The sequence below is a fragment of the uncultured Tateyamaria sp. genome (assembly GCF_947488715.1).
In the GTDB taxonomy this organism is placed as follows: Bacteria; Pseudomonadota; Alphaproteobacteria; order Rhodobacterales; family Rhodobacteraceae; genus Tateyamaria.
Genome location: NZ_CANLAG010000004.1, coordinates 275,749 through 289,086 on the forward strand (window position 1 = coordinate 275,749; position 13,338 = coordinate 289,086).

The 13,338-nt window shown below is 63.1% G+C and carries 13 protein-coding genes; 7 read left to right on the top strand and 6 right to left on the bottom strand.

From position 1 onward, the window contains the following. Positions 1 to 109 precede the first annotated feature (109 nt). The 7 genes from proS (at position 110) to Q0936_RS11830 (ending at position 7,604) form a co-directional block, all read left to right on the top strand. A complete protein-coding gene (gene proS / locus Q0936_RS11800) occupies positions 110 to 1,447 on the top strand; it encodes a proline--tRNA ligase (RefSeq protein ID WP_299297731.1) in 1,338 nt (445 codons plus the stop codon). Beyond that, positions 1,444 to 2,424, top strand: a complete 981-nt coding sequence (locus Q0936_RS11805; RefSeq protein ID WP_299297730.1) for a serine hydrolase domain-containing protein — start codon at positions 1,444 to 1,446, stop codon at positions 2,422 to 2,424. Before proS ends, Q0936_RS11805 begins: the two co-directional genes overlap by 4 nt. Next, positions 2,421 to 2,927 carry a DUF2937 family protein gene (locus tag Q0936_RS11810; protein WP_299144706.1) on the top strand — a complete coding sequence of 169 codons (507 nt, stop codon included), beginning with the start codon at positions 2,421 to 2,423 and terminating at the stop codon, positions 2,925 to 2,927. The genes Q0936_RS11805 and Q0936_RS11810 overlap by 4 nt, the downstream gene beginning before the upstream one ends. A 53-nt stretch (positions 2,928 to 2,980) precedes the next feature. Continuing rightward, entirely contained in the window at positions 2,981 to 4,270 is a 1,290-nt protein-coding gene (locus Q0936_RS11815) for a lipoprotein-releasing ABC transporter permease subunit (RefSeq protein WP_299297729.1), read from the top strand. Beyond that, entirely contained in the window at positions 4,263 to 4,940 is a 678-nt protein-coding gene (locus Q0936_RS11820; protein ID WP_299165419.1) for an ABC transporter ATP-binding protein, read from the top strand. Before Q0936_RS11815 ends, Q0936_RS11820 begins: the two co-directional genes overlap by 8 nt. A 107-nt stretch (positions 4,941 to 5,047) precedes the next feature. Continuing rightward, entirely contained in the window at positions 5,048 to 6,556 is a 1,509-nt protein-coding gene (locus Q0936_RS11825; protein ID WP_299297728.1) for a hypothetical protein, read from the top strand. A gap of 61 nt (positions 6,557 to 6,617) precedes the next feature. Beyond that, positions 6,618 to 7,604 (top strand): Ldh family oxidoreductase, encoded by a 987-nt coding sequence (locus Q0936_RS11830; protein WP_299297727.1) that lies wholly within the window; start codon positions 6,618 to 6,620, stop codon positions 7,602 to 7,604. Positions 7,605 to 7,624: 20 nt separating this feature from the next. On the opposite strand, the gene Q0936_RS11835 is transcribed toward Q0936_RS11830, so the two are convergent. The 6 genes from Q0936_RS11835 to Q0936_RS11860 form a co-directional block, all read right to left on the bottom strand. Beyond that, positions 7,625 to 8,059, bottom strand: coding sequence for a DMT family transporter (locus Q0936_RS11835; RefSeq protein WP_299297726.1), 435 nt, complete (start codon positions 8,057 to 8,059; stop codon positions 7,625 to 7,627). Between the two features lie 46 nt (positions 8,060 to 8,105). Then, positions 8,106 to 8,786, bottom strand: a complete 681-nt coding sequence (locus tag Q0936_RS11840) for a hypothetical protein (protein ID WP_299165414.1) — start codon at positions 8,784 to 8,786, stop codon at positions 8,106 to 8,108. Between the two features lie 51 nt (positions 8,787 to 8,837). Continuing rightward, the gene (locus tag Q0936_RS11845; RefSeq protein ID WP_299297725.1) at positions 8,838 to 9,308 is read right to left on the bottom strand and encodes a PaaI family thioesterase; all 471 of its coding nucleotides are present in this window, start codon (positions 9,306 to 9,308) and stop codon (positions 8,838 to 8,840) included. An 813-nt stretch (positions 9,309 to 10,121) separates the two neighbouring features. Further along, a complete protein-coding gene (locus tag Q0936_RS11850) occupies positions 10,122 to 10,607 on the bottom strand; it encodes a hypothetical protein (RefSeq protein ID WP_299144726.1) in 486 nt (161 codons plus the stop codon). Further along, positions 10,604 to 12,559: a DNA topoisomerase IV subunit B gene (locus tag Q0936_RS11855; protein ID WP_299295978.1), complete on the bottom strand. Its 1,956-nt coding sequence runs from the start codon at positions 12,557 to 12,559 to the stop codon at positions 10,604 to 10,606. Before Q0936_RS11855 ends, Q0936_RS11850 begins: the two co-directional genes overlap by 4 nt. 65 nt (positions 12,560 to 12,624) lie before the next feature. Continuing rightward, the gene (locus Q0936_RS11860) at positions 12,625 to 13,299 is read right to left on the bottom strand and encodes a hypothetical protein (protein WP_299295975.1); all 675 of its coding nucleotides are present in this window, start codon (positions 13,297 to 13,299) and stop codon (positions 12,625 to 12,627) included. Positions 13,300 to 13,338 lie beyond the last annotated feature (39 nt).

Below are 13,338 nucleotides of genomic sequence, written 5' to 3' on the forward strand. Positions count from 1 at the left end.
GGCCAGGATTTGCGTGCCGTTCCGCGCGATTTGCCGGAAACGGGGCAGGGGCCGTTGCGGGGGGGCGGCCTTTGGCCTAATCAGGGGCAAACTTGATGAGGAGCGCGTGATGCGTTTGAGCCGTTATTTCCTGCCCGTCCTGAAGGAAAACCCCAGTGAGGCGCAGATTGTCAGCCACCGCCTGATGTTGCGCGCGGGCATGATCAAACAGTCCAGTGCGGGCATCTATTCGTGGCTGCCTCTGGGCTTCAAGGTGCTGCGCAAAATCGAGGACATTGTCCACGAGGAACAGCAACGCGCCGGGCACATGCCGATGCTCATGCCCACCATCCAATCCGCCGATCTGTGGCACGAAAGCGGGCGCTATGACGCCTTTGGGGCCGAAATGCTGCGCATCAAGGACCGGCACGACCGCGAGATGCTGTTCACGCCCACCGCCGAAGAGCTGATCACCGACATCTTCCGCGCCCATGTCGGCAGCTACAAGGACCTGCCGCTGACCATGTATCAGATCCAGTGGAAATTCCGCGACGAAATCCGCCCCCGTTTCGGCGTGATGCGGGGCCGCGAGTTCTACATGAAGGACGGCTACAACTTTGACCTGACCAAGGAAGACGCGCTGCACGCCTACAACCGGCACCTCGTCAGCTACCTGCGCACCTACGAGCGCATGGGCCTGCAAGCGATCCCGATGCGGGCCGATTCCGGTGCGATTGGCGGCGACGACACCCACGAATTCCTGGTGCTCGCCGACACGGGCGAGTCCGAGGTATTCTACGACAGCGCCGTCACCGACCTGACCTTTGGCGACCGCGACATCGACTATGATGACCACGCCCAGTGCGCCGCTGTGATGGAAGAGTTCACCAACCTCTACGCCCGCACGGATGAGACCCACGACGCCGCCCTGTTCGAACAGGTCCCCGAGGACCGCCGCCGCATCGCGCGCGGGATCGAAGTGGGCCAGATCTTCTATTTCGGCACCAAGTATTCCGAGGCCCTGAACGCCGTTGTGCAAGGGCCGGACGGCAAACAATCACCCGTCCACATGGGCAGCCACGGCATCGGCGTGTCCCGCCTGCTCGGCGCGATCATCGAGGCGAGCCACGACGACAAGGGCATCATCTGGCCCGAAGGCGTGACGCCTTTCCACTGCGGAATCGTGAACCTCAAACAGGGCGACGAAGAGGCCGACGCCGCCTGTGACGCGCTCTATGCCAGCCTGACCGCGCTGGGCCTCGAGCCGCTCTATGATGACCGCAAGGAACGCGCGGGCGGCAAATTCGCAACCATGGACCTGATTGGCCTGCCCTGGCGCATCACCGTTGGACCGCGCGGATTGAAAAACGGTGTCGTCGAACTGACATCGCGCCGCACCGGCGAAAGCATCGAAATGCCACCCGAAGACGCCGTGCGCAAAGTGGCAGACATCTACGCGAACCTATGATGGGCTGGGTCGATATCGCCCGGACCTGTGCGGCTGCGGCCTGCGCGGCACTTGTCGCAACGACGGCCATGGCGCAGGACCCGGTGCGGATTGAACGGATCCAGGCCGCGTTTGACGCCTGGACCGCAGAGCACGCGGCAAAAGGCACAGGCGCCATCGCCTACGAGGGCGACGTCATCGGCACTCTCGACAGCGGCATCGACCCCGCAACCCCGATTGAGCTTGCCAGCCTCAGCAAGGCCATCACCGGCGTCTGCGTGCGCGTCCTCTTCGAAGAGGGCACGTTGCACTACAACGACAGCACAGTGACCCTGCTGGACCGCGACCCACCTGCGACCGTCGGCCAGTTGATGACCCACAGCGCGGGCTTTGCCGACGATGTCACACAGCGCGCCATGCCCGGCTGGCTGGGCGACCCGACGCACCGCGCCGCAGAGGCGGCAGACATGCTGCAAGGCGCGGATGGCCCCCCGAACACCTTCATCTACAACAACGCAAACTACGCGTTGCTGGCCCTGATGATCGAGAAAGTGACCGGCACCACCTACGAAGAGGCATGCCGCAGCCGCGTGCTGGACCCTCTTGGTATCACCACGGCCAAACCCTCACCACAGTCCGGCGCGTTCCTCAGCTGGGGCGGCTGGTCCATGACGTCCGAGGACTATGCCCGCTTTCACGCGCATTGGTTCGGCGCTACGGTGCCCACGGGGTTCGATCCCAGGGGGCAACCCAATGTCGATCTGGGCGAGAACGTATTCTACGGCACGGGCACGCTGTTTCGGTCCTACAATCGGCGGTACAACTTCTGGCATCACGGATCGCTCTGCATTCTGGACGGCCTCGAAGTGGGCGCCTTCGCCGTCACCTGGGAGGCCAAGTGGACGCTTGTGGTGGGCTATGACAAATGCCTGCCCTGGGACGCGCTCTTTGCACTGGATGCCGCGCTGACCGAAGCCGTCTATGGGGCGATCGAGTGATCATACGCGCGCTGGCATTGGCCGGTGGCGTCTTGGGCGGGGCCACGGCGTCCCAATTCCCCGAGTATGCGCAGCAATACACCCAACGTCTCGGCGGTGCGGTGGACGCACTTGGGCAGGTGGTCGCTGACTTTGATGCGTCTGCGGCGGCGGCGGGCTTTGACCGGGCGCAGGCGCTGGCCCAGATGCAAGGCACCGCGTTCCTCGAACGCCGCCGCGCGGACATGGAACGCACATTTGAACGTCACGCACGTCTCAGCACCGATCTGGAAGTGTTGCAGCAATCCGGCCCGTTCATGCGCGCCTATCACGCCTCGCGTCTGACGGATGGCGAGGTGGCACAGGCCGCACTGGCCGCATACGCGCCTGCCGTGCCGATCACGATGCCGGGATTGGTCTTTGCCGGCACCGGCTTTCTCGCGGGCCTCATCGCTGTCTGGGCGGCGCTGCGTGCGTTGATCTGGCCCCTGCGCCGCAGGCGGTCCTCTGCCCAAGGGGCTTGACGCGCCCCCTGACGCCGGGCCACCTGTCACCAAAACCCGAGCAGGAGCCGTAAATGGCCGCAACACCCGCCCCCTTTGCCCCGTTTGAATGGATGATCGCGTGGCGATACCTGCGCGCCCGCCGTGCCGAAGGCGGGGTCAGCACGATGACATGGATCAGCCTGATCGGCATCACCCTTGCGGTGTTCGCCCTGATTGCGACCCTGTCGGTCCGCTCCGGCTTTCGGGCCGAGTTCGTGGACACGATCCTTGGTGCCAATGCCCATGTCACCGTCTACCAGATTGGCGAGGTCTCAGCGGACACCGGGCGCATCGACCGGACGATCGCCGACTACGAGGCCAAGGCCGAGGCCCTGCGCGCCGTCGACGGGGTCACGCGCGCCGCACCGCTGGTGCGCGGGCAGGTCATGGCCAACCTGCGCAGCCGCAACGCGGGCGTACAGGTCTACGGCATGAACGCCGCCGATCTGGCCGGTTTGCCGCGCATCGCGGACCCCGAAACATCGCAGGGCGACATCTCCCGCTTTGAACAGGGGGTGGCCATCGGGTCGGGCGTGGCACAGGAACTGGGCGCGCAAGTGGGCGACCGGATCAAGCTGATTTCGCCCAACGGGGTGCGCACGGCCTTTGGCACCAGCCCCCGCATCAACGCCTATGAGGTCACCTATATCTTCTCCGCCGGGCGCTACGACATCGACCGCGTGCGGGTCTACCTGCCACTGACCGAGGCGCAAAGCTTCTTTAACCGCGAAGGGGTCGTGGACGAGATCGAAGTCATGGTCGACAATCCCGAAGGCGTCGATGGCTACAGCCGCACGCTCTTGCAGACGGCAGGTGAACGGGCGCAACTCTGGACGTGGCGCGATGCGTCCGGCGGGTTCCTCCGCGCGCTCGAGGTCGAAGACAACGTGATGTTCATCATCCTCTCTATTCTGGTGCTGATCGCCGCAATGAACATCGTCTCGGGCCTGATCATGCTGGTCAAGAACAAGGGCCGCGACATCGGCATCCTGCGCACCATGGGCCTGACCGAAGGGTCCGTGCTGCGCGTGTTCTTTATCTGCGGGGCCTTTACCGGGATCATCGGGACGGCCATGGGCGTGATCCTCGGCTGCCTCTTTGCGATCTATATCGACCCGCTCTTTTCCTTTGTGAACTACGTCATGGGCGGCGGTGTCTGGGACCCGTCCATTCGCGGCATCTATGCGCTGCCCGCACAATTGAACGCCAGCGATGTGCTCAGTGCCGTGGCGCTGTCGCTGGGGCTGTCCTTTGTGGTGACGATCTTTCCCGCGCGGCGCGCGGCCCGCATGAACCCGGTCGAGGCGTTGCGCTATGAGTGATCCCGTACTGGCCCTCTCGGGCATCACCAAGACGTACAACGCAGGCCTGCCCGGACAGGTCGACGTGCTGCGTGGCATCGACCTCACCGTCGGCGCGGGCGAGGTGGTGGCCCTGGTCGCACCCTCTGGCGCGGGCAAGTCCACCTTGTTGCACATCGCCGGTCTGCTGGACACGCCGGACGCAGGCACCGTGACACTGGGCGGCGAAAACCTGACCGGACAGTCGGACCGCAAGCGCACGCTGGCCCGGCGCGCGGATGTGGGCTTTATCTACCAGTTCCACCACCTGCTGCCGGAATTCACCGCGCTCGAAAACATCTCGCTGCCCCAGCTCAGCGCGGGCACCGCGCGCGCGACCGCAGATGCGCGGGCGATGCACCTGCTGACACGTGTGGGCGTTGACCACCGGGCAAACCATCGGCCCGCCGAACTGTCGGGCGGCGAACAACAGCGCGTGGCCTTTTGCCGGGCGCTGGCCAATGCGCCGAAACTCCTGCTCGCGGATGAGCCCACCGGCAACCTCGACCCGGCCACCTCGGATCAGGTCTTCGAGGCGCTGATGACCCTGGTGCGCGACACCGGCCTGTCCGCGCTAATCGCGACACACAACCTCGACCTGGCCGCACGTATGGACCGCACCGTACGGCTGGATGCCGGACACCTCACCTGACCGGCTTTGGGCCGCGTTTGGAAACAGAGTGTTTTGCAACCATTGGTGGGTCCAAAGCGACGACTGTGATAGAGCATCTTGGTTAACGCTTGCCGCTGGAGGCCCAAATGTCGCCGCTCTTTACCTTGTTGTTCCTGACTTTCCTGCCCCTTTTCGCCGCTGTCGACGGCGATTCCGATCAAACTGCGGACACCACCGACCCCGATGACATGGGGGGCGAGGACACGCTCGACCCGGCTTCGCAGGGCTTTGACATCATGGGCGAGGATTCGTTGAACGACGACCTGCTGGGCACGATCTTCAATGACACGATCAGCGGTCTGGGCGGGGACGACACGCTTAATGGCCTGAGCGGTGATGACATCATCGACGGCGGCGCGGGCGAGGACCTGCTTCAGGGCCGCACCGGGGCGGACACGCTTTCGGGCGGTGCCGGTGACGACAACCTCAACGGCAACGAAGACGACGACGTGCTGAACGGCGGCGCAGGCGCAGACCGCGCCGAAGGCGGCGACGGCAACGACAGCATTCTGGGCGGTGGCGATGCTGATGACCTGCGTGGCGGGGCTGGTGACGACACGCTGATGGGCGGCGATGCCACAACACCGTTTGACGCGGCTGCCGACACACTTGCCGGGGGCGACGGCGCGGACGTGCTGTTCCTGTCGGACATGGACACGGGCGCAGGCGGCGCCGGTGCCGACAGCTTCCGCCTGGGCCAGGGCGAAACAGGTGCAGTGACGATCTCGGACTTCAACGTGGCCGAGGACATGCTGGTGGTCGAACAGGCCGCCGATGCGCCACTGACCGTTCAAAGCCAGGAAGCAACCACAGACGGCCTGCTCATCACCTTCGAAAGCGGTGCCACCGCTCTGCTGTCCGGCCTGACGGACCCGCTGGACGCGTCCCTGATCTCATTCGTGGATGTGGAACCCGCGGATGAGGGCATGGGCGAGGACACCACCGACACCGGCGAGGACACGATGGACCCCGGCGAGGGTGAAGACACAATGGACCCCGGTGAAGGCGAAGACACCATGGACCCGGATCCAGAACCGGTGACCGTGACCTCCTTCACAGGTACGGATGACGACGAAACGCTGACCCCACCGGGGCCGACCCAGTCCCTGAACGCCAACCTGCAAGGCGGCAATGACACAGCGACCGGTGACATTCAGGACGACACAATTGCCGGTGGCACCGGTGCTGACACCCTGTCGGGTGCGGCGGGTGACGATCTGCTGCTGTCCACAGGCGGCGATGCAACATCTGCATCCGACACCGATGTCGACAGCCTGTCGGGTGGGCTGGGTGACGACACGCTGGTGCTGGGCGTGGGTGACATTGGCACCGGGGGCGAGGGGGCCGATACCTTTGCCCTGCGCAACGATGTGAATGACACGGTGACCGTCTCCGACTTTGACGTGACCGAGGACCGTCTGGTGGTCGAGGCGACCAACCCCGGCGATGTCAGCGTCCTGGATCAGACGGTGACAGCCGACGGCGTTGTGATCAGCTTTACCTCGGGTGCAGACATCCTGCTCAGCGGTTTGACCGGGGCCATCGACCCCGCATTGATCACCATCGAAACACCGGGCACTTCAACAACGCCTTGACGCAAGCGCATGGTTTTGCTCTGACTTCAGGTCGCGGCAAGTGCTGCAGGAGTAAGACACCATGCCATCCGTCCCTATGGTCAAGATTGAACGCACCGTGCAGGCCGCTCTGGTGCGCCACGGTGCGGGTGCGTTTGCAGCCGCCGAGGTCGCCCGCGCCACCGCCATGGCCGAAGCCGTCGGCAACCGCATCTGCGGGCTGTACTATCTGGAAAGCTATTGCCTCCAGTTGCAAAGTGGTCGGGTGCAGGGCGACGTTGTCCCGGTTGTGACCACGCCAAGACCGGCGGCCATTCACGTCGACGCGCTCATGGGGTTTGCGCAGCCGGCCTTTGCCTATGGTCTGGCACCGGCGCTTGATGCCGCACGGCAATACGGGGTGGCGACGCTTGCTGTTGGACATGCGCATACCTGTACGTCTCTGGGCTATTTCACCGAACAGATCGCGCGTGCGGGCCTGATTGGTCTTGGTATGACCAACGCCTCACCGATCGTGGCCGCTCCCGGTGGCAAATCGCGCGTGATCGGCACCAATCCCATCGCGTTCAGCGTCCCGGACGGCGATGGCGGTCTGGCCATGCAGTTCGATCAGTCCACCACGACTGTCGCGCTGGGCAAGATCACCATGGCCAAGGCCGCGGGCACTTCGATCCCCGAAGGCTGGGCGCTGGACGTCGATGGCAATCCCACCACGGACCCCGAGGCGGCTCTGGCCGGATCGCTTGTGTCCATGGGCGGCTACAAGGGCTGGGGTTTTGGTATCATGGCCGAATTGCTGACCGCTGGTTTGGCCGGTGGCGTGCTCAGCCGTGACGTCAAACCGCTCAAAGCCGCCGAAGGCCCGCCGCACGATCTGGGCCAATTCTACATCCTGATTGATCCCAGCACGTCCGACAGTTTCGGCGCACGTCTCAGCGCGCTGTCAGAGATCGTGGCACAGGACGACGGCGCGCGACTGCCCGGTCAGCACAGAGTGGTGTCCGATCCGGTGGATGTGGACGATGCAGCCTGGGCGCAGGCACTGGAGCTTGCCGCCCTGCCGCAATAGCGGCGGCGTATTGGCCGGGCTCAGGCCTGCTGGGTCAGCCAGACACCAGCCGCCATCAACGCAATGCCCCCCATGCGCGCCGCACTCAGCGAAGTCGCCTGCGCGCCGAATAGGCCAAAGTGGTCAATCGCCGCGGCGCTGATCAACTGGCCCAGCAGCACAAAGAACACTGCGTTTCCAACGCCGAAATGGGGCGCGATATAGGTGATGGACAGCACGTAAAAGGCAATCAGCACTCCGGCCAGCAACAGGTGCTTGGGCGCAGAGGCAACCTTGCTCAAACCCTGCGCGCCCGTCAGCACAAAGACGATGCTGGCCGAGCTGAGTGCAATCAGAAACAGAACCGTCGCCGCTGCTGCCGGGCTGCCCAGCCGCGTGCCAAGGGCCGCGTTCAGCGCCGCCAGAATGGGAATGCCGATCCCGGCAAGCAACATGATCAGCGCGTATTGGGCCATGGCAACGCCTCCTTCTTCTTCTTTCGTGTCGGGCTGTGTCGGGAACCTAGCCGCAAATTCCATTCAGTTCGACGCCGTCCCAGGGCAACCGCACGTCGTGCTGACGCGACTGCGGCAGCGCCTCGACGGGCATGGCGCCTGCGATCAGGGCATGCAAGCGCTTGGTTCGCGGCGCTTGTGGCGCCAGCGCACGACAGCACACGAACTCTTCCACGATCGACCCCTGCTGCTCATAGCCAAATTCCGAGAACGCCCGTTCCTCTGCAATATCAAACAGATAGGGATCACCGCCAAACTTGTGCTCCCGCGCGGCCTTGAGCGGGGAATACCCGGTCACCGCGCGGTTCTGCCATTGCCACACATGCGTCAACTCATGCGCCAGCAGCATCGCCGCAATCAGGTTGATCTCTCCGGGATAGTCGGGGACGTAGTCCTCCAGGTACCAATCCTCGTCAAACAGAACATGCGTCCACAGCGCCACGGCAGCGGGTTTTGCGGTCACGATTTCGTCCTTGGGCGGCGGGAGGATCAACTCGCGGCACGTGGTGCGCGGGCGTGCCTTGCGGCGGAAGGTGACCGCACGCGTCGGCGCGCCATCCACCAACCGCACCCGCGTCACATCCAGCGCATCACCATGCACGGTCCGGGCAAATGCAATCTCGGTCTCGGTCAGCGGACGCCCGCAACCGGCAACAAGAACAAAAATAACGATCAGGCGCAGAAACATGGCCGCAGTAGGGGCCAGATTGCGCGCAGGATCAAGACGCGAAAACGTGACTCACGCCGGAAGCGCAAAGGTCGCCGTCGCCAGGGCCACATCCTTGCGCGATGGCAGGGCGATCAACTGGCACTGGGCAAAGGCCAGCGCGCGGCCTGCGCGGGTCACCGTGGCGTGCGCGCGGATGGCGTCGCCCGCTCCGGGGCGCAGGAATTGCGTGTCCAGCGTGACTGTGGCCACAGGCAACATACGGCCCAGATGCGCCCCAACCGCCAGCACCATGGCCGTGTCCGCCAGCGTCGCCAGGGCTTGCCCGGACACAATGCCCCCAACGCGCGCGATCTGCGGCGTGATCGGAATATCCAGCGACACGCCATCAGGTCCAACATCGGTCACCTGCGGGCCTAACGCACAGACCCACGGGGCAAAATTCTCGTCGAGAAAGCGTTGAACCTGATCCACATCCACCATTGTGCCATGGTGCCGGTCCACGGCCACGCTGACAACCCTGTCGCGCGCCCGTGAACCCAAGTGATGAGCGTGTCCCTTTACCTGACAGCTTGTCGCACCCACCTCGATTGCATGAACGCAGGGCAAAGCGCCCCGCGGCACGCACCGCAGGCCACCACTCACGGGTTCCCGGCCTGCCTGGAAAGGAGAAAGACAATGGAAAAAGTGATCATTCCCACTGTTTTTGGGTTTGCCAGCATGATGGGCCTGTGGGCCGTTGTTGGCGCAGTGATCTGAGATCACACAGATACGTTGCCGCCCTGTCATGGACGTCTGGGGCGGCAACGGATGGGCGGCGGGTCAGGCGCAACTGTCCCCCCTTTTGAACGCTTCGTGCCCGCCGCCTCAAAATCGCCTTGGTGTTGCCCCGGTTTGGTAAACGCTCATTAACCTTTGACAGGGCATATGGAGGACAACACGGGCAGCGTATTGGCCCGTCTGGATTTAGCGAGTACCGGCGGGGGCGAAAGCCTCCGCCTTTTTCAAGCGTACAGCAACGCTGTGCGCGTCGCTCGCCAACTTGCTGGCGCGTAGCTTGGCAGCACATCGCAGCGCGATGTGTGAGAAAGCACGGAGCGATGCGCGAGAGGGTCCTCCGTCGCAATTCTTGAGCCGCACCACACCAAGCCCGTTCAATCTACGCACTCCAGGGCGGAATCAAGGCCGCAGGCCGCCGCCCCATCGCCGGGCCGCCCCCCGGCACGGCGATTTGGTTGATGTCTGCGCGTCGCTCTTATGGAAGATGTACGTGGCAGCTATAAAGTGCTGCCGCTCAGAAGTCAGATCGCCGTACCGCGGCCCGCCGATGGGGCGGGGAATAGGAACGAGCGTAGATCAATCGGTCGACGTTTCGCAGAAACTGACCAGCGCTCGCAGGATTGCGTCTGCATTCTTCAAAACCGTTTCAATGTCATTCATTGTGCAGGGTGTTTCTCGGAGCCTATGATCCTTTGGTTGTGCATTAATGTAGAAGGTGCTGCCCACCTGATAATGCCGCCCATGTATTGCTAGATGCCTTGCGTCAACGTTCTCTCTGGATAACCATCCAGTCAGTTCTTCGAAGTACTTCTTCCACGGATCCATTGCTTCTAGTCTTGCCGAGCACTTCTTCAGTTCAGAGATTTGAGAACTAATTGCACTAACGCGTAGGGTATCGTGTCTAGGCAGCCATTGCTCGTCAGACGGGTTCAAGCCTTCCGAGATGCAAATTGCGCTGCAGATATAGTATTCAATTTGTGCGCAGGACTGAGCATAAACACCCAGTCGGTAAAGGTAACTTGCGGGCAGCTTTTCTTCAACGTACCTTACTGCTTCACTCAAACATCCAACTCCTCCACAAACCGCGCGTTCTCCTGGATGTACTGAAACCGCATCTCCGGCTTCTTGCCCATCAGGCGCTCCACAAGGTCCCCGGTCTCGCCCGGTTCATCCTCGTCAATGCTCACCCGGATCAATTTCCGCGTCGCAGGGTTCATGGTGGTGTCTTTCAGGTCCTTCGCGTCCATCTCGCCCAGACCCTTAAAGCGGGACACGTCGATCTTGCCCTTGCCGCCCAGACCCGTCTCCATCAGCGCGGCTTTCTCGGCCTCGTCCAGACAGTACACACGCCGCGCGCCCTGGGTCAGGCGGAACAGGGGCGGGCAGGCGAGGTACAGGTGGCCCGCGTCGATCATCGGGCGCATCTGCGTGTAGAAAAACGTCATCAACAGCGCCGCGATATGCGCGCCGTCCACGTCCGCGTCCGTCATGATGATGACCTTGTCATAGCGCAGATCGTCCAGGTTGAACTTGGTCCCCAGACCCACGCCAAGCGCCTGCGTCAGGTCCGAAATCTCGGCGTTCGAGCCCAGTTTCGACGAGGCCGCCCCGAGCACGTTCAGGATCTTGCCGCGCAGGGGCAACAGCGCCTGCGTCTTGCGGTCCCGCGCCATCTTGGCCGACCCGCCCGCGCTGTCGCCTTCGACGATGAACAGCTCGGTGCCGTCGCGGTTGGTGGCGGAACAATCGACCAACTTGCCGGGCAGGCGCAGCTTTTTGGTGGCGGTCTTGCGCGCGGTCTCTTTCTCCTGACGGCGGCGCAGCCGTTCCTCGGCCCGCAGCACCAGAAAATCCAGGATTGCGCCCGCGGATTTCGTATCCGCCGCCAGCCAGTTGTCAAAATGGTCACGGACAGAGTTTTCGACCATCCGCTGCGCTTCGACCGTGGCCAGACGGTCCTTGGTCTGGCCCACGAATTCCGGTTCGCGGATAAAGCACGACACCAATGCGCCCGCGCCCGTGGTCAGGTCTTCGCGGGTGATCGTGCTGGCTTTCTTGTTGTTCACCAACTCGCCGTAGGCCTTTATCCCCTTGAGGATCGCGGCCCAGAACCCGGCCTCGTGCGTGCCGCCTTCGGGCGTGGGCACGGTGTTACAATAGCTCTGGATGAACCCGTCACGGCTGGGTGTCCAGTTGATCGCCCACTCGACCTTGCCCGGCACCTGGAATTTCTCGAACGACACCGACCCGGCAAAGGGGTTCTCGGCATAGGTGGTCGCACCGCCCATGGCTTCGGTCAGATAATCGGCCAGACCACCGGGAAAGTGGAACGTGGCCTCGCGCGGCGTCTCGCCGTCATCAATGCCGGACTTCCAGCGGATTTCAACGCCCGAAAAGAGATACGCCTTGGACCGCGCCATCTTGAACAGACGCCCGGGCTTCAGCTTGAGCGACCCGAAAATCTCGGCGTCGGGGTGAAAGGTCACGGCCGTGCCGCGCCGGTTGGGGGCGGCGCCGATCTTTGCCAGCGGGGCCTGCGGCACACCGCGCGAAAACTCCATCGCAAAGAGCTCGCGGTTGCGCGCCACCTCGACCCGCAAATGATCCGACAGCGCATTCACAACCGACGACCCAACCCCGTGCAGCCCCCCGGACGTCTCATAGGAATCGCCCGAAAACTTGCCGCCCGCATTCAACGTGCAAAAGATGATCTCGAGCGCGGTCTTGCTGGGGTCCTTGGGGTGCGGACCCACCGGAATGCCCCGCCCATTGTCGCGCACCGACACATGGCCGTTCTCATGCAGCTCCACCTCGATCCACGTGGCATGGCCCGCAACCGCTTCGTCCATCGAGTTGTCGATGATCTCGGCCACCATGTGGTGCAGCGCGCGGTCATCTTTGCCGCCGATATACATGCCGGGGCGCAGGCGGACGTGCTCCATATCCTCAAGGACCTGGATCGAAGAGGCGTCATAGTCCGAAGGCTCAGGCGCCCCGCTCAGTAGGTCTGTCATGGCAGCTGCTCTTTTTCATTGGTTGGCCGACAGTATGCCAGAGCGCGCGCATGTGGGGAAGGGGCCTAGCGCGCTGGCCAATGGCTCTCCAGCGCGCCATCCGCCTGCAATTTGGTCACCATCTCGCGGTAGCGCGCCATCTTGTGATCAAAACGCAGGAACTTGCGCTGGCCCACGCCTGTGCGGATGTTGCCCAGATGCTCGAACGACGACGGCAGGTCGCAGACCTTGTCGTCCAACCGGTTCAAACACAGGCACTTGGACGCGGGCGCTGGAACGGCTGTGCCACGCGTCACACGCGGCGCAGCAAAGGCGATGCCATGCACGTCATGGGTCCGCACCAGGATCTGTGTGGCCGCAGCGCCGAGGGAATGACCCACAATGAACTTGGGCTTGTACCCGTTCTGCCGCATCCAGTCGGATATGATCTTGGCGTGTTTCATGAACCCCTGATGCCAGGTCACATTCGATCCCCACGTCTCGGTCAGATCGTCATTCATGCGGTATTTCTTGCCGCCCAGGTTCAGAACCCGAAGGTTGAACATGATGTAGTCGCCAACCGAATTTGACCCGGGGATCAGCAGGATGTTCTGCGTCGTGAAGACTGCCTGCACGTGCCGGTCATTCAACGACCCCTTCACATTGCCTTTCAGCGAATTGCGCCGCTTGGGGTGTTTGAACAGCTCATAGGACGCCTCGACCATCTTGGCCGCCAGCGCAATATCGTATCTAAAACTCAATGCAATCAGTCCCTTCCAAATCTGCACACGACTATGAAG

Coding starts and splice junctions, on each gene's coding strand:
- proS (WP_299297731.1), top strand. CDS start 110: ATGCGTTTGAGCCGTTATTTCCTGCCCGTCCTGAAGGAAAACCCCAGT.
- Q0936_RS11805 (WP_299297730.1), top strand. CDS start 1,444: ATGATGGGCTGGGTCGATATCGCCCGGACCTGTGCGGCTGCGGCCTGC.
- Q0936_RS11815 (WP_299297729.1), top strand. CDS start 2,981: ATGGCCGCAACACCCGCCCCCTTTGCCCCGTTTGAATGGATGATCGCG.
- Q0936_RS11820 (WP_299165419.1), top strand. CDS start 4,263: ATGAGTGATCCCGTACTGGCCCTCTCGGGCATCACCAAGACGTACAAC.
- Q0936_RS11825 (WP_299297728.1), top strand. CDS start 5,048: ATGTCGCCGCTCTTTACCTTGTTGTTCCTGACTTTCCTGCCCCTTTTC.
- Q0936_RS11830 (WP_299297727.1), top strand. CDS start 6,618: ATGCCATCCGTCCCTATGGTCAAGATTGAACGCACCGTGCAGGCCGCT.
- Q0936_RS11835 (WP_299297726.1), bottom strand. CDS start 8,059: ATGGCCCAATACGCGCTGATCATGTTGCTTGCCGGGATCGGCATTCCC.
- Q0936_RS11840 (WP_299165414.1), bottom strand. CDS start 8,786: ATGTTTCTGCGCCTGATCGTTATTTTTGTTCTTGTTGCCGGTTGCGGG.
- Q0936_RS11855 (WP_299295978.1), bottom strand. CDS start 12,559: ATGACAGACCTACTGAGCGGGGCGCCTGAGCCTTCGGACTATGACGCC.